General features: G+C 66.4%; 19 protein-coding genes. 1 reads left to right on the forward strand and 18 read right to left on the reverse strand.

The annotated features are described in order from the left end of the window. Positions 1–49 precede the first annotated feature (49 nt). Positions 50–2290, forward strand: a complete 2241-nt coding sequence (locus ACY8GK_RS04570; RefSeq protein ID WP_462402440.1) for a putative bifunctional diguanylate cyclase/phosphodiesterase — start codon at positions 50–52, stop codon at positions 2288–2290. A gap of 3 nt (positions 2291–2293) precedes the next feature. On the opposite strand, the gene ACY8GK_RS04575 is transcribed toward ACY8GK_RS04570, so the two are convergent. The 18 genes from ACY8GK_RS04575 to ACY8GK_RS04660 form a co-directional block, all read right to left on the reverse strand. Next, positions 2294–6076: a dermonecrotic toxin domain-containing protein gene (locus ACY8GK_RS04575; protein WP_462402441.1), complete on the reverse strand. Its 3783-nt coding sequence runs from the start codon at positions 6074–6076 to the stop codon at positions 2294–2296. Positions 6077–6207: 131 nt separating this feature from the next. Then, entirely contained in the window at positions 6208–7032 is an 825-nt protein-coding gene (locus ACY8GK_RS04580) for a ChbG/HpnK family deacetylase (protein WP_196174870.1), read from the reverse strand. Further along, positions 7004–8173: a GNAT family N-acetyltransferase gene (locus tag ACY8GK_RS04585; RefSeq protein ID WP_196174869.1), complete on the reverse strand. Its 1170-nt coding sequence runs from the start codon at positions 8171–8173 to the stop codon at positions 7004–7006. Before ACY8GK_RS04585 ends, ACY8GK_RS04580 begins: the two co-directional genes overlap by 29 nt. Positions 8174–8175: 2 nt before the next feature. Continuing rightward, positions 8176–8895, reverse strand: coding sequence for an N-acetyltransferase (locus ACY8GK_RS04590; RefSeq protein WP_462402442.1), 720 nt, complete (start codon positions 8893–8895; stop codon positions 8176–8178). Further along, positions 8892–10799, reverse strand: coding sequence for a hypothetical protein (locus ACY8GK_RS04595; protein WP_462402443.1), 1908 nt, complete (start codon positions 10797–10799; stop codon positions 8892–8894). Before ACY8GK_RS04595 ends, ACY8GK_RS04590 begins: the two co-directional genes overlap by 4 nt. After that, complete coding sequence (locus ACY8GK_RS04600) at positions 10796–12100, reverse strand: lipopolysaccharide biosynthesis protein (protein ID WP_196174866.1); 1305 nt, start codon at positions 12098–12100, stop codon at positions 10796–10798. Before ACY8GK_RS04600 ends, ACY8GK_RS04595 begins: the two co-directional genes overlap by 4 nt. Beyond that, positions 12097–13107 carry a polysaccharide deacetylase family protein gene (locus tag ACY8GK_RS04605; protein WP_462402444.1) on the reverse strand — a complete coding sequence of 337 codons (1011 nt, stop codon included), beginning with the start codon at positions 13105–13107 and terminating at the stop codon, positions 12097–12099. The genes ACY8GK_RS04600 and ACY8GK_RS04605 overlap by 4 nt, the downstream gene beginning before the upstream one ends. A gap of 9 nt (positions 13108–13116) precedes the next feature. After that, the gene (locus ACY8GK_RS04610; RefSeq protein WP_196174864.1) at positions 13117–14253 is read right to left on the reverse strand and encodes a glycosyltransferase; all 1137 of its coding nucleotides are present in this window, start codon (positions 14251–14253) and stop codon (positions 13117–13119) included. Then, entirely contained in the window at positions 14246–15211 is a 966-nt protein-coding gene (locus ACY8GK_RS04615) for a glycosyltransferase family 2 protein (protein WP_196174863.1), read from the reverse strand. The genes ACY8GK_RS04610 and ACY8GK_RS04615 overlap by 8 nt, the downstream gene beginning before the upstream one ends. Continuing rightward, a complete protein-coding gene (locus tag ACY8GK_RS04620; protein WP_196174862.1) occupies positions 15208–16575 on the reverse strand; it encodes an O-antigen ligase family protein in 1368 nt (455 codons plus the stop codon). The genes ACY8GK_RS04615 and ACY8GK_RS04620 overlap by 4 nt, the downstream gene beginning before the upstream one ends. After that, positions 16572–17633, reverse strand: a complete 1062-nt coding sequence (locus ACY8GK_RS04625) for a glycosyltransferase family 4 protein (protein ID WP_196174952.1) — start codon at positions 17631–17633, stop codon at positions 16572–16574. The genes ACY8GK_RS04620 and ACY8GK_RS04625 overlap by 4 nt, the downstream gene beginning before the upstream one ends. Before the next feature lie 26 nt (positions 17634–17659). Next, entirely contained in the window at positions 17660–19234 is a 1575-nt protein-coding gene (locus ACY8GK_RS04630) for a GumC family protein (protein ID WP_462402445.1), read from the reverse strand. A gap of 14 nt (positions 19235–19248) precedes the next feature. Further along, the gene (locus ACY8GK_RS04635) at positions 19249–20271 is read right to left on the reverse strand and encodes a polysaccharide biosynthesis/export family protein (RefSeq protein ID WP_196174860.1); all 1023 of its coding nucleotides are present in this window, start codon (positions 20269–20271) and stop codon (positions 19249–19251) included. 20 nt (positions 20272–20291) lie between these two features. Then, positions 20292–20939 (reverse strand): CpsD/CapB family tyrosine-protein kinase, encoded by a 648-nt coding sequence (locus tag ACY8GK_RS04640; protein WP_196174859.1) that lies wholly within the window; start codon positions 20937–20939, stop codon positions 20292–20294. A 1-nt stretch (position 20940) separates the two neighbouring features. After that, entirely contained in the window at positions 20941–21687 is a 747-nt protein-coding gene (locus tag ACY8GK_RS04645) for a sugar transferase (protein WP_196174858.1), read from the reverse strand. Next, the gene (locus ACY8GK_RS04650; protein WP_196174857.1) at positions 21684–22748 is read right to left on the reverse strand and encodes an NAD-dependent epimerase; all 1065 of its coding nucleotides are present in this window, start codon (positions 22746–22748) and stop codon (positions 21684–21686) included. Before ACY8GK_RS04650 ends, ACY8GK_RS04645 begins: the two co-directional genes overlap by 4 nt. Next, positions 22745–24097, reverse strand: a complete 1353-nt coding sequence (locus ACY8GK_RS04655; RefSeq protein ID WP_196174856.1) for a UDP-glucose dehydrogenase family protein — start codon at positions 24095–24097, stop codon at positions 22745–22747. The genes ACY8GK_RS04650 and ACY8GK_RS04655 overlap by 4 nt, the downstream gene beginning before the upstream one ends. 563 nt (positions 24098–24660) lie before the next feature. Beyond that, complete coding sequence (locus tag ACY8GK_RS04660) at positions 24661–25005, reverse strand: DUF7693 family protein (RefSeq protein WP_230375325.1); 345 nt, start codon at positions 25003–25005, stop codon at positions 24661–24663. Positions 25006–25007: the final 2 nt, after the last annotated feature.

Consider the following 25007-nt stretch of genomic DNA (forward strand, 5'->3'; position numbering starts at 1 on the left):
TTACCCGTCATGCCGCCGATACAGCGGCAATCGCACCTGATTCCAAACCATGACGACCACGACTGCCTTCAAGGATGACTCATCGGCGGCTTGCGGCACGCTGCGCCGCACTGTCGACCGGATACTGCCCATTGGCCTGGCGCTCACGGGCATCGGCCTGTCGATCGCGCTTGGCTGGCTGGATGTGCAGCGCCAGGAAAGCGAGCAGGTCGCGCGAATCACCGCCCACCTGTCGGGCATTCGCGCCGGCCTCGAAGCGCAGCTGCGCGCGGCCTTTGGCGAGACGGAGGGGATCGCCCAGCTCATCGTGGCCGATGGCCAGATCAGCAGTGGTCATTTTCGCGGCATGGTTCGCGAGGCGCTGGGTTCGGCGCCTTACCTGCGCCATGTGTCGATGGCGCCGGATGACGTGGTCAGCGATGTCTACCCGCTCGATGGCAACCGGGACATCATCGGCATGGATTACCGGCGCCTGCCCGACCAGTACCCGATGCTGCGCTGGGCGCGCGAACGGCGCCAGGCGGTGCTGGCCGGCCCGGTAGAGCTGCGCCAGGGCGGGCGGGCGCTGATCTATCGCCGACCGGTATTCGTCGATGGCAAGCGGGGCGTGAAGTTCTACTGGGGCAACCTGTCCATCGTCGCCGATATCGAACTGTTGCTGCGCGGCGCGGGGCTGATGCCGGGCAGCGAGTCGAGCCTGGCGCTGCGCGGTGGCGATGGCAAGGGCGAGCAGGGCGCGCTGATCTGGGGCGATGGCCGCTTGTTCGAGGACCCCAAGGTGAGCGTCATGGTGGATGTTCCAGGCGGCTCATGGCAGCTGGTGGCCACGCCTCGGCAAGGTTGGGCGGCCTTCAGCCTGCTGCGCTCCCCGCTGTTCTTCCTAGCCCTGGGCAGCACGGCGCTGTTCAGCCTGTTCGTTGCCCAGCTCAATCGCAGCAGCCGCCTGGTCGAGCAGCGCAACCGCGAGCTGCGCCAGTCCCAGGCCGAACTGGAGCGGCTGGCGCACTACGACGTGGTGACCGGCCTGCCCAACCGGGTATTGTTGCAACGCCGGCTGACCCAGGCGCTGGAGCAAGGCAGCGCATTGGCCGTACTGCTACTGGATCTGGATGGTTTCAAGCAGGTCAACGACAGTCTCGGACACGCCGTGGGCGATCTGTTGCTGCAGCAGGCCGCGGCGCGTTTCCTCTCGGCGCTGACGGCCGGCGACTGTGCCTGTCGACTCGGCGGCGACGAGTTCGTGTTCGTCCTGCTCGGCGACCCGCCGCAGGTGCAAAGGCAGTTGCATGAGCTGCTCGAGTGCTTGCAGCGGCCGTTCGAGCTCGCGGGCAATGCCGTGCTGGTCACCGGCAGCCTCGGTATCGCCTGGAGCCCGCGACATGGCGTGGACAGCGACAACCTGCTGCGTCATGCCGATACCGCCATGTATGCCGCCAAGGAGGCGGGGCGCAACGGCTGGCGCGTCTATCATCCGGACATGACTGCGCGCCTGTGCCAGCGCCTGGCATTGGAGCGCGACTTGCGTCGGGCGCTGGACGCCGACGAGTTCGAACTCTGGTACCAGCCCAAGGTGAACCTGTTCAGCGGTCGCCTGGAAGGTGTCGAGGCGCTGCTGCGCTGGCGCGATCCAAGCCACGGCCTGATCCCGCCGGGTCAGTTCATCCCGCTGGCCGAGCGTACCGGGCTGATCATTCCGTTGGGTGAGCGGGTCCTTGACCTGGCCTGCGCGCAACTGGCGACGTGGCGTGGCGACGGACGCTTGCCAGGCCCGCTGGCGATCAACGTCGCGGCGCTGCAGATCGAGCGCAGCGACTATGTCGCCAGTCTGGTCGGGGCGCTGCGGCGGTACGACTTGCCAGCCGACCTGCTGGAAGTGGAGATCACCGAAAGCCTGCTGATGGAAAGCCAGCAACAGGCCTGCCAGGTGCTGGCTCGGCTGCAAGAGCTCGGTGTGGCCACGGCCGTGGATGATTTCGGTACCGGTTATTCATCGCTGGCCTACCTGCGCACGCTGCCGATCGATCATCTGAAGATCGATCGCGCCTTCATCAAGGATTTGCCAGGTGACGACGATGCCGTGGCGGTGGCCCGGGCGATCATCGACCTGGGGCATGCCCTGGGTTTCCGCATCACCGCCGAAGGTATCGAGACCCAGAGGCAGTACGATTTCCTGCGCAATGCCGGTTGCGACCAGGGCCAAGGCTACCTGGTCGCCCGGCCAATGCCTGCGGCGGCCTTCGAGCAATGGCTGGATGGCCAGGCTGAGTGCGGTTGGCACGGCTTGCGCTAGCGTTCACGGATCGAGCTCGGGTAGCAGCAGCGCAGGTCGCGCCAACGCCAAGGCTCGAAAGGCCGGGTCGGCATGCATGCGCCGCAGGCGCAGCCAGAGTTCGCGGTGAGCCTGCTCGGGATGATCGAGGAACCTCTCGGTGTCCAGCAAGGCCCGAAGATCCCGTCGATACTGCAACGGCAGGCTGGTCCAGGCAGGCCAGTCCGAGGCAGTGGCGTATTCGAGCAATTCCTCGTAGTCCATGTGCGCCACCAGCAAGTCCACGCCATGTTGGGCATGATAGTCATGGATCTGCTCGTGGACCTGCGGCGACAACCAGGGGCTCTCCAGTCGCAGCGCCTGGCCGGTCTGCTCTGGCAGGTGCAGGTCCGCTGGCAGTTGCTGGAACTGGTTTTCGCCCAGATCTAGCACCAGCGGTTCGCGCAGCGTCGCCAGGCCTCGTGGCAGTTGGCTCAGGCTGCAGCCGGACAGATGCACGCTGTGCAGTTGCGACAATGCGCCCAGATCCGGTGCGACCAGCAGCGGGTTGTCGGACAGGTCCAGCACCCGCAGGTGGGTGAAGCGTTCCAGACTCGCCTGGGCGGCGGCGTCCCAGGTGATGCGATTGCCTTGCAGGTCCAGCCAGAACAGCCCGGCTGGGTTGTCGATGACCGGTAGCTGGGCGAAGCGACAGCGATCGAGGTGCAGGTATTCGAGTGCCGGGAAGCGCCCCAGGAACGCCGCTGGGAGCTGGGTCAGCTGACCGTTCAGCCTCAGGTTCAGCGCGCGTACGTGAGTGAACTCTGGCGGCAGCGGCAGCGAGGCCAGGTCCTGGTCCTGCACGTCGAGGCCCTCCAGCGTAAGGGCTGGCACGGGCTGGCCATCGAACATGTTGATCGTGTCGTCGCGGCGCCAGGCATTGATGATCGCCTGCGTCATGCGCTGCCGACGGTCGCTTTCTGCGGCCCACTGGGCCAGCGTTTCGCGCAGTTGGCGCAGGCGTTGCTCCAAATGGCGCAACTCGACTTCGGCGGTGCGCAATTCACGCTGCCAACGCGCCAGGTCCTGCTGGAATTCCAGATCGGAGGCGGCCGGGAAAAGTCGCTGGTAACGGGCCCGCAATGACCCGCGTGGCGACGCGATGAGCGGATAGTCGGTCGGCCCGCCACCGCGCAGCAGGCCGCGCGGGCGTGGCATCGAGGGCCTGCCAAGCCGCCATGCCCAGGCCTCTCGGGCACGCTCGGCCTGCGCCTGCAATTGCGCGCGTAGCTCGTCGGCACCGCCTGCTCGCCACGCTTCGCGTTGTGCCGCGGGCAGCGCGCGCAGGACGGCCTGGCAGAGATCCTTGTCGGTGGCAGCGGCGGCTGGGCGCTCGCCCAGGTCCGGCTCGTAGCCGCGCGGCGTGCGCAACACGATGCGTAGCTGGGAGGCATGGCGTGGGCCAGCGCTGGCCAGCGTCGCTCCTTGTGGACTGTCGGCGCGCAGTTCCAGGCGCAAGTCGTCGGGCCAGACGGTGAGCCGTTCGAGGCCAGCGAACACCAGGCGCTCGCTGCAAGGGTTGGCCAGAAGCGGCTGGTGCAAGCCTTCGAGTGCGCGTACCAGCGGCAAGGCTTCATGCACCCGCGCCACCTGCTGGACGAGGAACGTCGGCAGCACGCCGTGCGCTTGCCAGGCCATGCGCTGGGTTGGCGTGAGCGGCAGCAACAGGCGGCGAGCCAGCGGTGCGCTCAGGCGCGGATAGTCCTGGCACAGACGGCGGACTGCCTCATCTGTCGGCATGCCGTCCTGGTAGGCCTGGCTGAACGCGCCAGTGAAATCTTCCCCAGCTGCCTGCGCCACGCGTGCCTGTGCCTGGCGTGCGGCTGCCAGCCGTTCCAGGGTGTCGAGCAGCAGCGGCGCGGGCGGTTCGCCACGCAGGTGAACGCGACGCAAAGACGCCCTGCCAATCCCGCTGATCTTCTCGGCCAGTTGTACGTCGGTCGCCGGCGTCTGGGCGAACGTCCCGCCCAGGCGGCTGACCAGTTGCGTCAGGTTCCAGTCCAGCGGCTGCTCGTGCTCGGCCCGCCAGGCACCTTGGCCGTTATGTTCCAGCGCTGGTTGGTAGGCTCGAGGCTCGCTGGGATGGACGATGCACCATTGCCCGCTGCGCGGGTCCAGGCGCTGCTCGTACAAATGGCCGTCCATGCGGATGTAGGTCTTGTCCTGATAGCGATACTGGCCTTGAGGAGTGGCTTGCAGATCGGCTGGCAAGCGCATGTCGCTGCGGTAACTGGCGAGCTCCGGTCGCCACAGGCGCTGACTGTCGTCGCTCAGTCGCACCTCTTCGAGCGATTCCATCAGCTGGCTGTTGAACAGCCGTGGCACGACCTTGCCAGCCAGGTGCAACCCGCCCAGCAGGGCCAGGTTCAGGCCCACGGCCGCGAAGTGCCGCAAGGCCATGTCACGGTCACCCACGCTCCACGCGGCATGGCCTTCGCAGACTTCATCGAGCAGCTGGAACGCCGTGACTGCAAGCATCAGCGAGCCTACGCTGGGAACGAAGAACCCAGCTAGCGTCAGCACATCCAGACCAAGGTCCCGCCAGCCAGCCAGGCGTCGTCGACGTGCCTGTTCGTCGGCGTCGGCGGTAGGCACGGCGAGCAGCCGCGCCTCGTGCTGGAGTCGCGCCAGATGGTCATCCTGCCAGTGCTCGAACAACGTTGGCCCGAGCGGCAGCCTTTGCACATGGAGGTCGCCATCGAGGTTCTGCAACAGGATTCGATTGAAGTCGGCGCGCTGTTCGAGAGCGACGTGGGCGAGCATCGCCTGGCGCCGCGTGGCTTGACGCACATCGTCTCGCAGCGCCTGTAGCACGGCCTGCCAGCTGTCGAACTGACGCAGTTCGACCTCGCTGCCAGGCAAGTACAGCAACAGCACGGCATCGACCTGGATGAGCGTAGCCTCATGCAGCCGGATGTCGAACAGGCTCAACTGCCAGCAGCGCTGCGATCCACCCTCGATCAGCTCCAGCAGCGCATCCCTGGCCCTGCCGCCGATTCGATGACGCAGATAGGCCAGTTCGGCGGCCACACGCAGTCGGGCGCGGTGGACGGCCAGCGCCTGGCGACGAACGTCTGGCCCAGTGTCAGGTGCTTCGAACACCTCGCGCAGGTGGGCCTGGTACTGTCGGCCCAGGTCCAGCTCGCGGCAGCCCTGCGCGAACGCGGCGGGCGTCAGGGGCAGGGCAGTGACCCGGTAGGCTTCCGAAGGCAGGTCGATGTCGGCCGCAGGCAGATCGGGGCTGACAAGGATCGAGCCACGCACCACGATGGGTATCACGTCGATATCGGCGCGTCTGGCCACTGCGCTGTCGTCGGCAAAGCTGACGTCATCGGCGAAATTCTGCAGCGCGGCCTGCAGCAGGCTTTGCCGCTCATGCTGCTTGAGCCAACGTCCAGTCTGCCAGTGCCAGCTCTGGCGGACCCACAGCAGCTCGCAGTCCTGCAGCGGGGCTTGCAAGCCGTGTCGCTCCAGCAGGTGTTGCGCGAGCAAAGGTTCGGCGAATGCCCTGATCTGCTTCAAGCCGCGTAGCGAACGGGCCAGGCGCTGCTGGGAGCGTTGCAGCACGGCTTGCGCCTGCAACACGGCTGCGCGCAGATCGGGCGCGGCATTGGCGAACCAGTCGGCCTCCTGTCCGGGCAGGCCCTGGGCAGGCGCATGCTGCTCAAGCAGGGCGTACCAGTGTTCAGGTGTGGCGTGCCGGCTCCAGGCGGGCAGGCGTTGCTCGATCAGGTCATGATGGGGATTGAGTTCAGGCAGTTGCGACATGATGCTGGCTCCTTGGTCGGGAAGCACAGCAAGCCGCAGCTTGGCGATGCACGGGTCACAACTATGCGCCGCCTGGGTGCGGCGCGAACATGCCCAGCCCCGGCGCCGCCGCCAGGGCCGGGCCTGGGCGTTCAGCGTTCGGCGCTGGGGGCATTGATGGGCGCGCGGGCGCGGCCTTGCGGCCGGCCACGCTTGGCTGCGAGCATGGCATAGCTGATCGAAGGTATCCCGTGGAGGAAGTGTTCGACCAGGTGCTTGAGCGATTCACCCGGTGCCAGGTAGGCGTCGCCGAAGTCCTTCGAGCCCAGTGCGCTGGGGTGTGCCACGACCTCCAGCACGCCGCCGCGGGGGGCCAGGCCCGCCTTGAGATCCGCCGGGGTGCAGACGTAGTCGGCGGTAGCGCCACAGAGCTGGCGCAGGCGCCAGTTGAACAGCACCTTGAACAGCCGCTTGGCCGGGCCGATGTTGCCTCCCAGGTTGCGAGCCAGGCGCACCGGCACGCCTTTCTTGCGGGCGAAGCGCGCGACGATCATGCCGACCGGCCAGATGTTGTGCACATGCTGGTGCGAGTCGAGATGGCTGGGCTTGAGCCCATGGCGCAGACAATGCTGCCACTGCGCTTCCAGTTCCTGCTCGATCGCCGCCTGCTCGCTGCGCGACAGGCGCAAGGCGCTGCGCCGGATGCGCAGCTCGAACTCGCCCTGGGGCGTGCACAAGCGCGGCTCGGCGAGTATCGCCTGGCTGAGCGGGCGGCCGTAGGTCAGGTTGAAGTGCAGGCCAATGCGCCCGCGTAGCGCCGGTTGCTGGGCCAGCACGCAGGCGGCGGGGAAGGCCGGCATGTTGGCCATGGCCGTCGCCGAGCCGATCAGGCCGGTCTGGAAAGCACGCAGGATCACGGCATTGGTGGGCGCATCCAGCCCGAAATCGTCAGCGTTGACTATGACTTGGGACGGCATTCGGGCTCTCCTTGGTGGTGGCGGCTGGGGTGGTGGCGGGCGTGTGGTCCTGGTTTCGTTTCAGGCGTGGCTTGAGCCAGCGCCAGCAGCGCAGCGCGGCGCCAAGCGCCAGGCCGTCGGGACGCCAGCTGTAGCAGCTCAGGCGCCATTGCTCGATATCGCCGGTCATGCGTTCGTGCAGCTGGTGGCTGGAGTTCTCGAGGCTGACACGCGAGGCGTCGACCCAATCCCAGCCAGCCTCCAGGCCCCAGTGGATCCATTCCTCGAGCAGCACCCGGCCACTGCCCAGGTCGCGGTGTTCTGGCAGGAACGCCAGGTTGTAGTCGTAGACCCGGCCGCGCTCGATCAGCCCCAGGCGATAGCTGATGCAGCGGCCATCGAGCTCCAGCAGCACCAGGCAGACCAACCCTTCGGCCGCCAGGGCGGTGAACGCCTGGTACATCCATTGGCGGCGCGTCTGGCCGGAAAAGATGCCCACCTCGTCGTCACCCTTCCAGCTCGCCGCCTCGACCGCACTGACCGCGTCGAGCAGGGCCTGGATGTCGTGCGGGCTCGCCAGCACCCGGCGTACCGTCGCCCCGCAGGCGGCGATGCGCTTGCGCGCGCGACGCAGCTTGTAGCGTGGGTCGCCGCTCACTTCCTGGCGATCGGCCTCGCTGATCCGGTGTACCGGCACCCGGCAGCTCAGGCGCCGCTCGAAGGTCGAGCTGCGCGTGGCCCAGCTGGCCAGCCAGCTGGCGTGCGGCGTGCCGTCCGGCAGTTCGCTCAAGCGCAGCATGGCATGTGGCAGGCGCCGGCGAATCGCCTGCAGCACCGTCCCGGCCAGTGCCGGCGGCAGGTCGACCAGCATGGCGATGCGATCGCTCAATGGGTGGCCCAGATGCTGCACCACCGGCACGCGCAAGGGACCGAAGCGTTCATGCTCGCGCACCAGTGGCAGGCACAGGTTCAGCCGGCCCTGCTGGCGCCCGAGCAGGATCTGCAGGCGCTGCCCAGGCTGCAGGGCGTCTTCGGCGGCGCGCAACCAGCCCAGGTGATTGAATGGCGTGCTGCCGGGCAGGCGCTGGCGCAACTGCTCGTATTCGGTGGCGGGGAAGGTGTCGTCGTGCAGTGAATCGCACCAGCTCAGTTGCAACTCCATGGTCACACCTCCCCAGGGGCATCGGCCCGGACCGCAGCGGATTGCGACAGGCGCAGCCGGGTCCCTCGATAGCGGGTTTCAAGCGAGACTGTCCAACGACCGAACAGGCGGTACACATTCATGATTCGTCCTTGCTCCTTGTAGCCCATGCGCAGGCAGGCCTGCTGCGCCAGGGTGTCTCGTGGTTGGCAAACGGTGGTGGCGCTGTGGCAACCCTGGGCGGCCATCGCCTTGGCCAGTGCCAGGTGCAGCGTCATGGCCAGGCGGGTGTCGCGGTAGGGCGCGATCACCTCGCTGGCGAATTCGAAATACGCGCCTGGGTCGGCCGCGAACCAGCAGCCACTGCCATGGCGATCGTGATAGTGCCGGGTGCTGCCCCAGCTCATGGCCACGGCGTCGCCGCTGGCGTCCACGCACATGACGCCGGTGTACCCCTCGGCAGCCAGGTGTCGGATCTGCGTCATGCGCTGGGGGAAATGTCGCTGCAGCGGCCCCAGGTTGTGCGCGGCGATGGCTTCCACATGCACGCTCGGGTCCGGCGCCTGCGCCTGGCCCGGCGCGTCGCGCAGTTCACGTTGCAGCCAGATCAGCCGCTGATGTTCGAAGACGTGGCGCCACAGCCTGCACGCCAGGGCGACGAAGCGGCCAGGCCTGTGGCTGGGCGAACCAAGCGTGATGGTCATGATGCCTCCTGTGGGACGCAGGCCGATGGACAGGCTCATGGCACGCTCCAGGCAAAGGCGAACACGGTCTGTCCAGGCAACTGGAAGCGCATCTGGCCGGCACTACAGTCGAAGCCGGCTTGCCGAGGCTGGTCGTGCGGACCGAACAGCTCCAGGCGGGCCGCGCCGCAGTCCACGCCCCGCAGGCTGACATGCTGCAGTCGATCGGCCTTGTTCACGCCCAGCAGCACGCGCTGAGCGCCCTCGGCCATGGCCAACGCATCGAGCTCGAAGGCGTCGTTGTCCAGCGCCAGCACCTGTTCCAGCCAATGGCGGGCGATGAACTGCTGGGCACGACCGGCCGGCTTGAGTTCGAAGCGATCTACGCCGGTGACGCTGAGCATGCCCTTCGGCCAGCCGGGCTCATCGGCCACATGGAACCAGTTGAGCATGTCGAGCAGGCCGTCGGCCGAGGCGTTGATCACCACCGAGGTCCACCACAGCGCGCCATAGTGGGTGTTCTGGTCATACGGGCTGAGGCTGGCGCCGCTGGACATGTTGGTCTGGTCCAGCAGCAACGCCTTGCGCGGCCTGCCGTGGTCGTCAAGGCCGACCAGGGCGGCAGCCTGGCGAACGCTGTCACGGTAGCTGCGGGTCGCCAGCAGGTCGCGGACCATCCATTCGTGCCAGGCCAGCGCGTCGATGTACTGGCCATGCTCCTGCAGCAGGCGTCGCGCCCAGTCGATGCCGCGGCGGCTATCGGCGTTCTCGGCGAACGGCCCGCCGAGCAAGCGCGAGGAGGCTGGCATGGCGATGCGCACGCCGGCCTGGTAGGCGCCCGGCGTAGTGCGCACCCGCTCGGCCATGATCTGGAAATAGCGGCTGAAACTCGCATAGTCCCGGTAGTTGAGGTTAGGTTCATCGGCGAAGGCCAGGTAATGCACGCCTTGCCCGCCGAGCATCCGGGTCGCCGCCAGCCAGGCATCCAGGCCGCCCAGGGTCGTGCGGTCGGCCTCCAGTTCGGCGACCCGGCCACGGGCGGCGAGCAGCGTGATGTCGTGATCGATGCCGTAGAGGTCCTGGTACAGGCGGCGCCAGAGATTCTCGTACAGCGGGCGCTCGGCCATGATGTCGACCAGGCTGTAGAAACCGCCTGCCTGGGGCGAGAGCGCCGAGAGGGGCGCCTGGGCGCTGGCCGGAAGGGTATGGTAGGGCAATGCGACCCCCAGGTCGGGGGTGCGGCCGAGCACCTTGTCGCCCACCACCAGGGTGGCCTGGCCATCGGCCAACGGCAGCTCGGCGAGCTGGCTGGCGCTTTGCGCGAACAGGTTGTCCGTGCCATCGAGCCAGAAGGCAGCCTTGCCGTTGCCCTGCAGGGTCAGGCGCCAGGTCTCGTCCTGGCCGCTGAGCGGAAGCGGCAGCCGGTCGAAGCGCCAGTAGGCCGAATGATCGGCCAGCGGCAGGCGCAGCGTCCGCCGGTCGCTCAGGCGCTCCACCTGCAGGCGCCGCACACCGTCGTGGTACTTGCCGCCCAGTATCGCCCGCTGATTGGCCTTGACCCGGAAGTACAGGGTCAGGTCGGACTGCGGCTCGGCGGCGAAGTGGACCTTGGCCGGCGCGAGCAGCGCCTGGGTGGCGTCGCTGTGCTCGACCTGGAAGCGCCGGAAGCTGTAGCCGGGAATCTCCAGGCGATACGGACCCCCGCCTGGAGCCAGTGGCCAGCTCAGCTCGCCCTCGAGCTGATCGGCGGCGATGCTGCGCTCGGCCTGCAGGCGACCTTGGCCATCGAGCAGGTAGATGCGCTCCGGGTTGGCCGCCGCTTGCCAGGCCGGCTGCCAGCGAATGCGCAGTTCATCCCCGGTGCTTGGCGACAGGTACAGGCTGGCATCGCGGATACCGTCCCAATGCACCTCGGCGGCCGACACCGGCAGGACCAGCGCGCCGATCAGCAACAGCGGCTTCATGCCGGCCTGCCTTGCAGCATTTGCCGCAATGGTGCGTAGTCGCTCGGCAGCACGAACAAGGTCTGCCATACCGAGACCTGGCTCAGCCGGCAATACACCGCGAGCATCCAGGCGGTGACCAGCAGGTAGCAGGCCGAGGTCGCGATGGCCGCGCCAAGGATGCCATAGGTCGGAATGAGGATGACGTTGAGCAGCAGGTTCAGCGCCGCTGCCGTGCCCATGATCTTCGACACCGCGCCGGGACGGTTCTTGCCCAGCAGGTCCAGGCGCAGGATGCTGGTGTAGCACATGGCGAACATCCCCGGCAGCAGGGCCAGCAGAGCCGGGTAGGCAGGGGCGAATTCCGCGCCGAACAAGGTGACGATCAGCCATTTGCCGATCACCGCCATGCACAGGCAGGCACCCAGCATTACCGTGCCGGTCAGGCGTAGCGCGATGGGCGTGAGTTTCTGCATGGCCTCGTCCTGTTGCAGTAGGCGTTTCATCAACGGCGTGGTGACCGCTTCAGGGACGATCAGCAACAGTTCGGCGGCAGCGCTGGCCATGGCGTAGTGACCCACCGCGGTGCTGCCCAGCAGCGCGCCGATGAACAGATAGTCCGAGCGCAGGATCACCTGCTGGAAGAGTACGTCGGGATGGCTGCGAGCACTGTAGGTGAGCAGCTCGCGCTGGCCCAGGCGATCCCAGCGCAGACGGATCGAGTGGTCACGCGACAGCCACCACAGGCCCAGCAGCAGCACCACCGCCAGCCCCATCAGCCAACTGATCAGCGCCGCTTCCAGGGCCTGGCTCTGCCACATCCAGAACATCCCCAGAAACAGCAGCAGCGGCGCCAGCGACTCGGTCAGGCGCAAAGCATTGAATCCATCGACGTTACCGCTGGCGTTATGCAGGTTGAGCAGGCCGCTCTTGAGCACGGTCATCGGAACGGCGATCAGCAACAGCCAGGCCAGCAGGCCCAGTTGCACGGTGACCTCCAGGTCAGGCGCGAAATGACGCACCATCGCCACGCAGAAGACGGTCAGCAGCAACGCCAGCAGGCAGCCATAGACCAGCACCTGGGTGAGCAACAGGCCCATCGAGCGCTGCTGGGCCGCCTGGTAGCTGATGGCGCTGTTGAGCCCGCCGCTGGTGACCGCGCTGATCATTTCCGGCAGCGAGCTGAGCAGGGCGAACAGGCCCCGTTCGCTTGGGCCGAGGATGCGTGCCAGCAGCACGTTGCGCAGCAGGCGCAAGGCGATCATCGCCAGCTTGGTGCCCATGCTCAGCACCAGATGACGAATGTACGTGTTGCGACTCATGCGCGGCCTCCTCGGCTGATGCGCCAGGCCAGCAGTGCTGGGCGGCTGGCATTGTGCTGGCTGACGCCGATGCGTGGCAGGGCCAGTGGATCGTCATCGACCTGGCAGACGCCAGGCCGGGTACTCAGTGCCCAGGGATAGGCATGTCGGGCCACGCTGTCGCGCACGCGCGCATCATGGTCGCCGTTGGGGTAGCAGTACACCGGCAGCGGGTTGCGGCAGCCGCTGAGCAGGGCGTCATGGCTACGCTGCAGCTCCTGGTGCAAGCTCTCGTCGTCGAGGAACGGCAGCAGCGCATGGCTGGCGCCGTGAGGGCCGAAGCGCACCAGGCCGGAAGCTTCCAGTTCGCGTACCTGCTGCCAGTCCATCGCCTGGGGCAGCGACTCGGTCGGGCAGGCATCGGTCAGCAGGTGCAGCGCCTGCGGGCTGAGGGACTTGAGGCTTTGCAGGAAGCGCGCCAGGGTCAGGCTGCGCGCCACCGGGTGGGCATTGAGGAAGTAGCTCACCGGCATCGGCCGGCCGAGCTTGCGCAACTGTTCGATCAGCCGGTAGCGCGGCGCCTCGCCGTGGCTGCCCCACAAGGTTTCGCCGACGCTTTCCCACCAGAAGCGCTGGCGGCTGCCTATGTAGTCGGTCGACAGGAAGATGCTGGCTGGCACCTGGTGCTTGACCAGCAGCGGGAAGGCATTGAGGGCGTTGTCGCGCCAGCCGTCGTCGAAGGTCAGCGCCACCCGCGGGCGACCTTTGCAGGCAGGTTTCCCGCGGCTTTCGAGCAGCTCCATGAGGCTCATGCAGTCGAAGTGCCGGGACAGCCATTGCAGCAGGCCGTCGAAGGTCTCCTGACCTATGCACAGCTCGTTGCGGTGAGGCAGGGCGGCACTGGCATCGTCGGGCAGGACACGGTGCAACATGAGGATCACGCCGTTGCCATGGAGCTTGTCGCGGCCATACGGCGAGTTGAAGTACAACCACCCGCTGGCCTGCTTGATGAAGGTCTTGATCGGCATTTCCTGGCCTCAGCGGTTCTGGTCCGGGTTCCATTGGCTGTAGCTGTGTCCCCGCAGGAACTGCCACAGGCCCATGCTCATGCCGGCCAGGGTGACCAGCATGAACGCCGCGAGGCGGAACGGCTTGGGCAGGCGACGGCGGACGTCGAGCAGGCCGGCGACGGCCACGGCATAGCCCAGCAACTGGGCCGCCAGGGTGACGCGGAACAGGCCCGGTTCGCTGGCCAGCCACAGGTTGGCCAGCAATAGCGGCACGAGCAGGACCGGTGCCAGGCGGCGGATCAGTTTGTGGCTGATCAGGGCGATGGCATACAGCCCGTGACGCAGCGGGTTGAGCAGCTCGCGGCGGGCGGCGAGGCTCAACAGGCCGCCGACGGTCACCCGCTGGCGACGGCGGAACTGCTTGCCGGCCTCGTCGACACCCTGGTCCAGCACCACGGCTTCGGGCACGTAGACGATGCGCTTGCCGGCCGCCGGCGCGCAGGTGCTGATGAAGAAGTCGTCATTGACCTGCTTGGGAATTTCCTGGTACAGCTCGCGGCGCACGGCGAGCAAGGCCCCGTCGGCCGAAACCATGCAGCCGGTGCGGTTCTCGACCTTGCGCAGCCAGGCTTCGTAGTGGCGGTAGAGGCTGTCGCCCAGGCTCAGGCCCTTGCCGGATACCGGAATGATCATGTGTCCGGCCGAGGCGCCGACTTCGCTGTCGCCAAACGGTGCCAGCAGCAGGCCAAGGGTATTGTCGGCCCACTGGTTGTCGGCATCGGTGAATACCAGGATATCGCCACGGCAGGCGCCGACGCCGGTATTGAGCACGCCGGCCTTACCCATGCGTGGCAGGTCGAGCACCTCGACGCGCGGGTCGCCCAGGCTACGGGCCAGTTGCACGGTCCCGTCGCTGGAACCGTCGCTGACTACGATCACCTGCAGGTCGGCGGCGACATAGTCCTGGCGCAGCACGCTGCGCAGCTTGTGCACGATATGCCGCTCTTCGTTGTGCGCGGCGATCACCACGCTGACCCGCTGCGGCGATTGCCGGGGCTGGCGCGGCCTGGGGAAAAAGGGCGCGGCCAGCGTCAGCAGCAGCGGATAGCCGATCCAGGCATAGACGGGCAACAACAGGCACAACCAGAAAACGAACTCAGCCACGGGCGGGCCTCCTTGCGGTGCGATTGAACAGGCTGAGCACGCAGGCCGCTCCGGCCAGGTGCAGACGAATCCAGTGCAGGCCCCACAGCTGCAGGACGAACAACGGGGCGCGGTGCTTCAAACTCTGGCGCAGGCTCAGGACCAGCGCCGGGACGGCACCGACGGCGAGCATCAGCAGGACGGCCTGGCCGTCCCCGGTGGGCAATAGCGACAGCGCCAGGGCGTCGAACAGCCAGATCAGCAGCGACAGCAACGGAAACCGCAGCAGGCGCAAGCTGGGACCGTGACTGCGCAACAGTTGCAGGTGGCTGCCCTGGCGCCACAGCTCCTTGCCGATCCATTCCGCCCAGCTGCCTTCGAAGCCCCAGTGCAACACCACGGGATGGCGCAGCACGCGCAGGCGCGCACCGGCCGCGTGCAGGCGCAAGGTGAAGTCCTTGTCCTCGCCGGTCCGCAACCGCTCATCGAAGCCACCGACCTGGTCGAACCATTCGCGGCGCATCAGCAGGTTGGGGGTGGGCAGCCAGCTGCAGTCCTGCACGGTCTGTCCGGCGCGCAAGGTCCGCCGTTGCCAGGCATAGGCGAACCAGGGCGCTTGGCGCGGGGTGTCGCAATCCAGAGCGAACACGTCGCCTTCGCCGCGGCGTTGCAGGTCGAGCAGCAGTAGCAGCCAGTTGCGCGGGACCTCGATATCGGCGTCGAGGAACGCCAGCCAGTCGCCCAGGCTGTGACGCGCGCCCTGGTTGCGCAATGCCCCGATCGGCTGGCCGGGCAGGTTGAGCACGCGTGCGCCGTGCTCACGGGCGATCTGTGGACCGTTGTCGCTGGAACCGTTGTCGACCACCACCAGTTCGCAGGCCACACCGGCCTCTTCCGCGGCTCGCCGGGCCGCCTTGAGCGTGCGGCCGATATGGCGGGCCTCGTTGAACATCGGAATCACGATACTTACCAGGCTCATCGTGTCATCTCCAACCTGCGTGCCTCGGCGGCCTGGCTGACCAGCACGCTGGAAAGCGCCAGCATCAGCCACAGGTATTTATGGTTGTAGGCGGTTAGGAACATCAGGAACGTCGCGAGGGCGAGCATGCTCATGGTCAGGTGGGTCATCAGGTCGGCCTGCTCATGGTTGCCGCAGTCCAGCCAGCAGCGGCGGGCATGCCAGAAGTTGCGCAAGGCAAGGCCGACCATGCCGACGAACAGCAGCCCGGCCGGGATCCCCGTCTCGCTGAAGACCTGCAGGTAGGTATTGTGCGCCGCACGGTACAGCTCGCCGGGCTTGTTGGTCGGGGCGAACGCCACGGCGTAGCCGGTCTGGGCGTAGTGCATCGGGAAGGTGCCGGGGCCGGTGCCGAGTACCGGACTGTGGCTGATCATCGCCTGGCCCACCAGCAGATACGAAGCGCGTCGCCCCAGCGATTCGTCCTTGTGCGCGTTGACCCCGCCCTTGAGCAGCACCAAGGACTGGATGCGCTTGACATAGCTGTCCGGCATCAAGGCGGCGCCAGCCGGTACCAGCAGGGCGATCCCGAGCATGGCGAAGCCGAGGTGCCGGGGCCTGATCCTGGTCAGTTGCTGGCGATAGTTGAACAGCACGATACCCAGGCTTGCCAGCATCACCACCAGGCCCGAACGCGATTCGGTCTTGGTGATGCCGACCAGCAGCAGCAGGCAGCAGCCGATCCAGAACAACCGCACCAGCAGCATGCGGCTCTTGAGCGCCAGCCACAGCGCCAAGGGCATGGCGATGGTGATCAGCAGGGCGAAGTTGTTCGGGTCCAGCGAGGCCGAGGCCCGCCCGCCTTGCTGGTACTTGGTCATGAACATGGCGAACAGGCAGCTGATGCAGACGCTGACCGTGACCAGCCGGGCCAGCATCGGCAGGCTCAGCTCGCGCGCCACCAGCAAGGTGATGCCGAACACGATCAGGCCGACCGTCAGTTCGCGCAGGTGGACCAGCGACATGCTCAGCATGTCGCTGGTCCACAGGCTCAACAGGTACAAGGCCATGAACGGCAGCAGCAATCGCCACTGGTTGCTGGCCAGCCGACTGGCCGGCAACTGGCGGACCGCCAGCTGCAAGGTCAGGATCAGGATCATGCCCACGCCGACCAGCTTGGCGCCGGACAGCAGCTTGTCCTTGAGGATGCCTTCCAGCGGAACCAGGGCGACGATCGCCAGCAGGCCCCAGGCCGGCTTGCGATACAGGACCAGTGCACCGGCCAGGCCCAGCACCGCGCCCGGCGCCAGGGCCGGGTAGGGACTGGCCAGCAACCCCAGGCTCAGCAGCGCCACCAGGCTGATCAGCGACAGTGGGATGATCATGCGACAGTCTCCTGTGCTGCGCGCCGGTAGACCTGGGCCCAGTGCTGCGCCAGGGTCGGCAGGTGATGGCGTTCGCGCTGGGTCCGACGGGCCTGGGCCACCAGTTCGGCAGCCTGGGCCGGGTCGTCCAGCAGCGCCTGCAGGTGGTCGGCCAGTTCCGCCACGGCCAGGGGCGTTGCCAGCAGCCCGCTGCGACCATGCTCGATGACATCGGGAATGCCACCGACCCCGAAGGCCACCACAGGCACTCCGTCCTGCATGGCCTCGAGCAGGATCATCGGCGTACCTTCGGTACGCGAACTGATCACCAGCGCATCCAGGCGGGTCATCCAGCGACGCATGTCGTTCTGGAAACCCGGCAGGCTGATGCGCTCGGTCAGCCCCGCTGCATCGATCCGCGCCTGTAGCGTCGCCCGCTCCGGCCCCTCGCCGAGCATCACCGCGCGGACCTTGGGCTGGCGCTGGCACAGCGGGATCAGCGCATCGAGGAACAGGTCCGGGCCTTTCTCGCTGCTGAGCCGGCCGACGTAGCCGACCAGCCAGTAGCCATGACCCTGGCTGCGCTCCACCGGGGTGGTGGATTGTGGCAGGCCATTGGGAATGACCTGCAGCTTGTCCTGGGCGACCCCGGCCTGGCGATGCAGCCGGGCGATGCTGTCGGCCACGCATACCACGCGGTCGACGGTCCGCGTACGGCACAATTGCAGGCTGAGCCAGGTATAGAAGCGTTGCTTGCGACTGCGTGGGGTGAAGCCATGCTGGGTGATCACCAGCGGCAGCCGACACAGGGTGGCGCCGACCCAGCCGAACACCAGGCCCTTGAAGTTGTGAGTGTTGATCAGCGGGCGCTTGTCGCGTTCGCCTCTGAGCAACCGCAACAGCACGCCAAGGCTCGGGCACGCCTGGCACTCGACCCCGGCCGCGCGAAAGCGGGCCAGCAACTCCGGCGGGGCATCGATGAACAGCACTCGATGCTGGCCTGGCGTTGCCTGGCAGTGGTCCAGGAGCATGCGCTCGGCACCGTAGAACCCGCCGCTGCTGAGCAGGTGCAAGATCATCCCCGGGCCGGCTTGGACGGCGGCGTTCAATTGCGCACCCAGTGCATCAGACGTGGCAGCGACCAGCGCGGATGCGGGTTGGCCAAGGCCGGAGCATGTTCGTTGAGCACCAGCAGTACCGGAAGCCCCAGCTGCTGGCCGATCTGCGCCGGATGCTTGAAGCGCCGGTCGAAGAATTCCCTGACGTAGACCACCGCGATCGCCAGCAGCAAGCCGGTGAGCAGGCCCAGCGGGATGATCAGGCCAGGCTTGGGAAACGCGGCGCTGGTCGGCTCGTAGGGCGCGCTGAGCACGCGGGCGTTGGACTGGCTGCCGTCGAGCAGGCCCTGGCCACGGCTTTCTTCGTAGCGCTGGGCGTAGGTCGAGAAGGCCCGGTGCAAGGCTTCGATCTCGGTGTCGAGCTGGCGGGTCTGGCTCTGGGTTTCGCGCAACTGGTGGATACGCTCCTTGTAGTCGGCGATGCGCTGGCTCTTCTGCTCGATCACCTGGCGGGTCACGGACAGCTCCTGGAGCCGTTCGCGGATACGGTTGTCGACCACCTTGAGCAGCTGGTTGCGCGTGCTGGTGATCTGTTCACGCAGCAGCAGCATCGGCTCGGAGCTGGCCTGGAACACTGCCAGATCGCTGTTGTAGCGCGCCATCTGGGCGGTCAGCATTTCGCCGAGCTGCTTGATCTCGCGGTCCTCGAGCACCAGGTTGTCGGCGGTGGTGACGAAGGTGTACGGGAAGCTGTAGTCGGCCAGCTTGGCCGAGCTGGCCGCTGCCCGGCTGCTCTTGAGGTAGTCCAGCCACTGCTGGTTCTGCAGCAGCCGGTCACGCGCGGCGTTGAGCGCCTGTTCCTCGGTGTTGATGGCGTTGAGGCGGAAGGTCATCTCTTCCTTGGGATCGGAGGAGCTGATCGCTTCGAGCAATGCCAGCCGCTGGCCTTCGAGTTCGCCCAGGCGGGTCTGGTAGTGCAGCTTCTTCTGCTGGTAGAAGGTTTCCGGCAGTTCGTTGGATTGCAGGTTCTGCCGGTTCTTCAGGAAGTTGTCCAGCAGGCGGGTGAGGAACAGCGTGCCCAGGTGGGCATCCTCGGCGGCATAGTTCAGCGAGATCACGTTGGAGCCGGGCAGGGTGGCAACGGTCAGCTCGCTGATGGCCTCTTCGGTCAGCGCATCGAGTTCGGTATCGCGGACCACGCTGTCCTCGTCGGCGAACAGCCGGCCGAGCGGCTCGATCACGTGTTCGCGCAGCGGCGTGGTAACGTGGTCGGCCAGCCAGCTCGGCTCGCCCTGGTAGTGGCCTTCCTCGCGCAGTTGCGCGATGGTCTCGCGGATCAGCGCCGGCGAACGCAGGATGTTGCTCTCGGTCTCCATGTCCGCCAGGCTTGGCGGGATGAAGGTGTCGGCCTGCTGGCCAAGGGCCGAGCTGGTGTCGCTCTGCGAGAGCTTCTTCGATTGAACGATGACCTGCGCTGGGATGTCGTAGCTCTGCTTGAGTACCAGCGGCAGGACGATGGCGAACACGGCGAACACCAGGAATATCCGCTTCACCAACTGGCGGTTGGCGAAGAAGATCCGGAAGAACTCATGCACGTAGTTCTCTTTGGGTTGGGCGATCATGAAGGTATCCCTGCTCAATTGCCGACACTGTTCTTGTTGTCGGCGCGATAGCTGAAGCCGAAGTTGACGCCCTGGAAGAGCACCACGTCGGCCAGTTGCCTGGTGAGTTCGCCGGCGCTGGCCAGCTTGGTCTTGGGTACGTAGAGCATGTCCTCGGGCTGCAGGTAGGCAATCGGCTGGCTGCCACCGGCGAGCGCTTCGTCGACGTCGTAGCGCACGGCCTGCACGTGGTTGCCGGTGCGCCGCATGATCACCACCGAGCCGAGCTTGGCCTTGAGGGTCGGCCCGCGCGCCAGGGTCAGCGCCTCGAGCACCGAGACCGGGCGCCGGATGGGGAACGAGCCGGGCTGGGCCACTTCGCCCAGTACGTAGATCTCGTTGGCCGCGGTGGCCTTGAGCAGCACGTCGACGGTCATCCGGCCGGGCAGGCTGGCGTAGCGCTGGTTGAGGTATTCGCGCAGCTGGTTCAAGGTCATCCCCTGCAGCGGCACCGAGCCGATCTCGGGGAACGTGGCGCGGCCATCGGTGCCGACGATGATGTCGCGGCTCATGCCGCTGTTGGGGTGGGTCAGGGCGCTCTTGAGGTTGGCTTCGCTGCTCATCGGCGTGAGCACGCGCACGGTCACCTGGTCACGGTTGTTCTGGAACACCCGCTTGTTGCGAAACTCCTGCTGGATCGCGGCTTCGGCCTGGCTGGTGGTCAAGCCGGCGACACGCACGCTGGAATTGGTGCTGGGCAAGGTGACGCTGCCGTCAGGCTGCACCAGCTGGCTGCCATTGAGGCCGCTGGCGGACAGGAAGTTCAGGTCGATGGTGTCGCCTGGCTGGATGGCATAGGCGCCAGTACTGGTATTGGGGAAGTGGAAGATCACTTCCAGCACGTCCTGGGGCCGCAGCACCTGTTCGCTGCGCGCCACTTCGGTGGCCTGGGCCTCGGCGGGCGGGGCGGTGAGGATCTGTACCGGGATCTCCCGGGTCTGCTGGCTGGCGCAGCCGCTGAGCGCGAGCACGCACAGGGCGATGGTCGGGTATTTCATGATGATAGTCCTGTGCGGCCTCAGAGGTTGTTGTACAGCCACTTGGGCATGTAGTACTTGCGCCTGTTGAACACGCTGCCGATCAGTCGGGCACCGGCCTGGGTCAGGCGCAGGCAGGCGGCCTGGGCCACTTCCAGGCGCGTCTGCTCGGCGCACACCACCAGGATCACGCCGTCGACCAGGGTGCCGATCACCAGACTGTCGGCGTTGACGTAGATGGCCTCCCCGTCGATCACCACGAAGCGGTAATGGCTGCTCAGCTGGCGCAGCAGGATCCGCAGCAGCTCCGGGTCGAGACGGTCGCGACCGCGCTTCCAGGTGCCGCCAGGCAGCACGTCGAAAGGCTGGTCGGGCAGGCGTACCACGCAGTCCTGGGCCAGGGGCGGCGTGTCATGGTCGAACAGCAGGTCGGTGAAACCGCGCAGCTTGCCAAGGCCCAGCTGCTGGCTGAGGCTGCCGACGCTGGAGCTGGTGTCGATCAGCAGCACGTTGCCGGCGCTCATCAGCGCCAGCTGGCTGGCGAAGGCCAGGGCGCTGGTGCTGGTGCCGCTGCCACTGTTGGCCGAGGTCAGCAGCAAGGTGCGCTGCTCCAGGTCGAGGACCGTGGCGGTCAGGTTGGTCTCGCTGGGGGTCGCGATACTCAGGCTTCTCGAAGTAGAACCGTCCATCTCAACTTGCTCCGTGGCCGCTGAAGACTTTGAAAGGGGTCTTGAAGAGGATCTTCAGGTCCAGCATCAAGCTCTGTTCGTGGATGTAGCTCAGGTCCAGCTGCACGCGCTGGTCGAAGTCGATGTCGCTGCGCCCGGAGATCTGCCACAGGCCCGTCATGCCTGGGTAGATGCTCAGCCTCGCCAGGTGGTTGTCCTTGTAGCGATAGGCATTGAAAGAGGTCGGGCGCGGTCCGACCAGGCGCATGTCGCCGGTGATCACGTTGAGCAGGTTGGGCAGCTCGTCGAGGCTGGTGCGGCGCAGCACGCTGCCGATGCGGGTCACGCGCGGGTCCTTGTCGATCTTGAAGTCGATCGAGTCGGCACCGTGCTTGTTGAGGTGGCGCACCGAGTCCTTGAGCGCCTCGGCGTTGGCGACCATGGTGCGGAACTTGAACATGCCAAAGGCACGGCCGCGATAGCCGGTGCGCTTCTGGATGAAGAACACCGGCCCCGGGCTGCTGCGCTTGACCAGCAGGGCAATGCCGAGCAACAGCGGCGAGATCGCGACGAGAATGACCAGTGCGCCGAGGCAGGACACCAGCCGGTTGGTCCGCGACAAGGTCCAGGAGCGCCCGCCTGGCCGGCCGGTGAGCCAGCCGCGGCCTTGCATGTGGATGGCCGCGTCGATGCGTTGTCGCTGGGCCGGATCCATGCGCTTGTCCTGATGCAGCGCCTCTAGCTGAACGCTTTTTGCTTGACCTGTCATATCGTTCTCCGATGATTCGCCTGCTCGCCTGCTGCCGCGCCTGTCGTCGTGGTCTGCGAGTAGTACTGTTGAAACCAAGCGACGAAACGCTTGAGCCCTTCATCCAGGGAAACCTTCGGCGCGAAGCCGGTGATCTGTTCCAGCGCACTGGCGTCGGCGCAGGTGGCCAGCACGTCACCGGGTTGCAGCGGCAGCAGCTCGATCTTCGCTCGGCGTTGCAGGTGCTCCTCGAGCAGGGCCACGTAGTCGATCAGTTCCACCGGACGCTGGCCGCCGATGTTGAACAGGCGCCATGGCGCGTGGCTGCTGGCCGGGTCCGGATGCTGGGGGTTCCAGTCCGAGCGCGGCGACGGTGGCAGCGGAATGAGTCGGACCAGGCTTTCGACGATGTCGTCGATGTAGGTGAAGTCGCGCTGGTGACGGCCCTGGTTGAACAGCTGGATCGGCCTGCCTTCGCTGATCGCACGGGCGAACAGGATCGGCGACATGTCCGGACGACCCCAGGGACCGTAGACGGTGAAGAAGCGCAGGCCGCTGCAGGCAATGCCGAACAGATGGCTGTAGCTGTGCGCCATGGCTTCGTTGGCTTTCTTGCTGGCGGCATACAGCGACAACGGGTGGTCGACCCCATCCTGGACCCGGTAGGGCGTGTTCTGGTTGGCGCCATAGACCGAGCTGGACGAGGCGTACAGCAGGTGCTGGACCGGGTTGCGGCGGCAACCTTCGAGAATGTTGAGAAAGCCGCTTAGGTTGCTGTCCACGTAGGCGTGCGGGTTCTGCAGCGAGTAGCGCACGCCGGCCTGGGCCGCCAGGTGCACCACCACGTCGGGGCGCTCGCTGGCGAACAGGCTGGCCATGCCGTCGCGGTCGGCCAGGTCCATGTGGTGCAGGGCGAATGGCCCGACCTGCTGCTCGATCCAGCGTACCCGGGCATGCTTGAGCGCCGGATCGTAGTAGTCGTTGAAATTGTCCAGCCCCACCACCTGGTGGCCGTCGCGCAACAGTCGCAGGCTGGTGTGCGCGCCGATGAACCCGGCGGCGCCCGTGACCATCACTTTCATTGTGCGTCCACCTGTGGGGCGACCTGGCGCAGGCCGATGCCGATGTAGCGCAGACCGTGCGCGGCGACGTGCTCGGGGTTGTAGAGGTTGCGACCGTCGACGATCACCCGGGCGCGCAGCTTGCTGGCCAGGGCATCGAAGTCGACCACCCGGAAGTTCTTCCATTCGGTGCAGATGACCAGGGCGTCGGCGTCCTGCAAGGTGTCGTCGCGCGTGGCGCACAGGTGCAGGTCGTCACGGTAGCCGTAGATTCGCCGGCATTCGTCCATCGCCTCGGGATCGTAGGCGCGCACGCTGGCCCCTTCGGCCCACAAGGCTTCCATCAGATAGCGGCTGGGCGCTTCGCGCATGTCGTCGGTGTTGGGCTTGAAGGCCAGGCCCCACAGGGCGATCGACTTGCCGGCCAGCTGCCCATCGAGCTGCTGGCTGAGCTTGGCGAACAGGATCTGCCGCTGACGGTCATTGACGTCGCTCACGCTCTGCAGCAGGCGCAGTGGCATGCCGCTGTGTTCGGCGGTGTGCAGCAGGGCCTTGATGTCCTTGGGGAAGCACGAGCCGCCGAAGCCGCAGCCGGGGTAGATGAAGTGATAGCCGATGCGCGGGTCCGAGCCGATGCCCTTGCGCACCGCCTCGATATCGGCGCCGAGCCGCTCGCTCAGGTTGGCCAGCTCGTTCATGAAGCTGATGCGCGTGGCCAGCATGGCATTGGCCGCGTACTTGGTCAGCTCGGCGCTGCGGTTGTCCATGAACATCAGCTTTTCATGGTTGCGGCAGAACGGCGCGTACAGCTCGGCGAGCTGCTCGCGGGCATGCTCGTCGGGAGTGCCGACGATGATCCGGTCCGGACGCATGCAGTCGGCCAGGGCGCTGCCTTCCTTGAGGAACTCCGGATTGGAGACCACCCGAACCTGCAGATGGCCCTTGCCCAGTCGGGTCAGCTCGTCACGTGCCAGGGCCGCCACTTTGTCCGCGGTGCCGACCGGCACGGTCGACTTGCAGATCAGGATGCGGTCGGCCTCCATCAGCTGGGCGATCTGCCGGGTGACCTCGAGCACATGGGTCAGGTCGGCCGAGCCGTCTTCGTCCGGCGGGGTGCCGACTGCGATGAAGATCAGCTCGGCATGGCTGACGGCATCGCTGGCCTGGGTGCTGAACAGCAGCCGCCCCTGCTTGATGTTTTCTTCCAGCATGGCCGGCAGGCCAGGCTCGCTGATTGGCGGAACTCCGAGGGTCAGCTGATTGATCTTGTGGGTGTCGACATCCACGCACAGAACCCTGTGCCCGACGTCTGCCAGTGCTGCTGCTTGTACCAGGCCTACGTAGCCGGTGCCAAATACGCTCACGTCCATGCCGGCGTGCCTCGCGTTGAAAGGTTAAAGGGATGAAACAAATGTTGTGGATTCTGTATAGCGCAGCTTTTGGAAAATGCGTCAAAGCAATGGCATGTTTCGCTGCGCTTACAGGCCCACCTCCTTCGGTTCAAAGCCGGCAAACCCTTTCTAATCCGGGGGTTAGCGACGAAACTTCCTTGACGTTTCGTTGTCGAGAACCCGATGAACGGTCGTAAGTTACTGAAAATATAGGATTCGTTTGATAGAGAGCTTTGTGGAGGGAGAGGATTGTGCGCCAACATATGACTTCGTATTAGCGTCATATTTATGGCGTTTGAGCATTTTCAGGAGGTCAAAATGACTTGGGTAGCAGACGGCTCACCGTAGAAGCCAGCGAAGGTATGTTGCATATTTGAAACACTTCACCGCTTCGGACCGTCGAGCTGCCTGGAGGGCAGGGCACCAGGCGCTGATGCGTGTCCAGCATGAAGTGGACTGCCCGGCGAGCGAAAGGCAAGCGGCAGAGGAGAGGATCGGGCGGGTCGCGCATCAAGCGCGGCGGCTTGCGCTCACGGCTGTGGCTAGCCGGTTGTGGCTTCGCGCAGCAGCTGCTCGAGGCGCCCGCGCTCCCAGATGCTGAGAAGGTCGACCGGGTCCGTACCGTAGCGTCCCCAGTCGCCCTGCGTGCCCAGGCGGCCCTCCGGGCAACGACAACTGACGCAGCGCGCCAGGCCCTGGGCGTCGACTTCCAGCGTCAGTTGCCAGTCATCGATATCGACCAGTACCCGGCCATGGGGAGCGTGCCCGCGCACCTCGAGCCGCGCCGTGCCCAGGGCGGCGTTGCGCAGGCACTGGCAGGCTTCGCGTTGGCTCAGGGTCGAGGAGCGCTCGTCGGGCATGTGGCAAAGGTTCTCGTGCGCCGGCATGG

It is taken from the genome of Pseudomonas sp. Marseille-QA0332 (assembly GCF_054950175.1).

Excerpts from the sequence above, each read along its gene's own strand:
- ACY8GK_RS04570 (WP_462402440.1), top strand. The coding sequence starts at position 50 with ATGACGACCACGACTGCCTTCAAGGATGACTCATCGGCGGCTTGCGGC.
- ACY8GK_RS04575 (WP_462402441.1), bottom strand. The coding sequence starts at position 6,076 with ATGTCGCAACTGCCTGAACTCAATCCCCATCATGACCTGATCGAGCAA.
- ACY8GK_RS04580 (WP_196174870.1), bottom strand. The coding sequence starts at position 7,032 with ATGCCGTCCCAAGTCATAGTCAACGCTGACGATTTCGGGCTGGATGCG.
- ACY8GK_RS04585 (WP_196174869.1), bottom strand. The coding sequence starts at position 8,173 with ATGGAGTTGCAACTGAGCTGGTGCGATTCACTGCACGACGACACCTTC.
- ACY8GK_RS04590 (WP_462402442.1), bottom strand. The coding sequence starts at position 8,895 with ATGAGCCTGTCCATCGGCCTGCGTCCCACAGGAGGCATCATGACCATC.
- ACY8GK_RS04595 (WP_462402443.1), bottom strand. The coding sequence starts at position 10,799 with ATGAAGCCGCTGTTGCTGATCGGCGCGCTGGTCCTGCCGGTGTCGGCC.
- ACY8GK_RS04600 (WP_196174866.1), bottom strand. The coding sequence starts at position 12,100 with ATGAGTCGCAACACGTACATTCGTCATCTGGTGCTGAGCATGGGCACC.
- ACY8GK_RS04605 (WP_462402444.1), bottom strand. The coding sequence starts at position 13,107 with ATGCCGATCAAGACCTTCATCAAGCAGGCCAGCGGGTGGTTGTACTTC.
- ACY8GK_RS04615 (WP_196174863.1), bottom strand. The coding sequence starts at position 15,211 with ATGAGCCTGGTAAGTATCGTGATTCCGATGTTCAACGAGGCCCGCCAT.
- ACY8GK_RS04620 (WP_196174862.1), bottom strand. The coding sequence starts at position 16,575 with ATGATCATCCCACTGTCGCTGATCAGCCTGGTGGCGCTGCTGAGCCTG.
- ACY8GK_RS04625 (WP_196174952.1), bottom strand. The coding sequence starts at position 17,633 with ATGATCTTGCACCTGCTCAGCAGCGGCGGGTTCTACGGTGCCGAGCGC.
- ACY8GK_RS04630 (WP_462402445.1), bottom strand. The coding sequence starts at position 19,234 with ATGATCGCCCAACCCAAAGAGAACTACGTGCATGAGTTCTTCCGGATC.
- ACY8GK_RS04635 (WP_196174860.1), bottom strand. The coding sequence starts at position 20,271 with ATGAAATACCCGACCATCGCCCTGTGCGTGCTCGCGCTCAGCGGCTGC.
- ACY8GK_RS04640 (WP_196174859.1), bottom strand. The coding sequence starts at position 20,939 with ATGGACGGTTCTACTTCGAGAAGCCTGAGTATCGCGACCCCCAGCGAG.
- ACY8GK_RS04645 (WP_196174858.1), bottom strand. The coding sequence starts at position 21,687 with ATGACAGGTCAAGCAAAAAGCGTTCAGCTAGAGGCGCTGCATCAGGAC.
- ACY8GK_RS04650 (WP_196174857.1), bottom strand. The coding sequence starts at position 22,748 with ATGAAAGTGATGGTCACGGGCGCCGCCGGGTTCATCGGCGCGCACACC.
- ACY8GK_RS04655 (WP_196174856.1), bottom strand. The coding sequence starts at position 24,097 with ATGGACGTGAGCGTATTTGGCACCGGCTACGTAGGCCTGGTACAAGCA.
- ACY8GK_RS04660 (WP_230375325.1), bottom strand. The coding sequence starts at position 25,005 with ATGCCGGCGCACGAGAACCTTTGCCACATGCCCGACGAGCGCTCCTCG.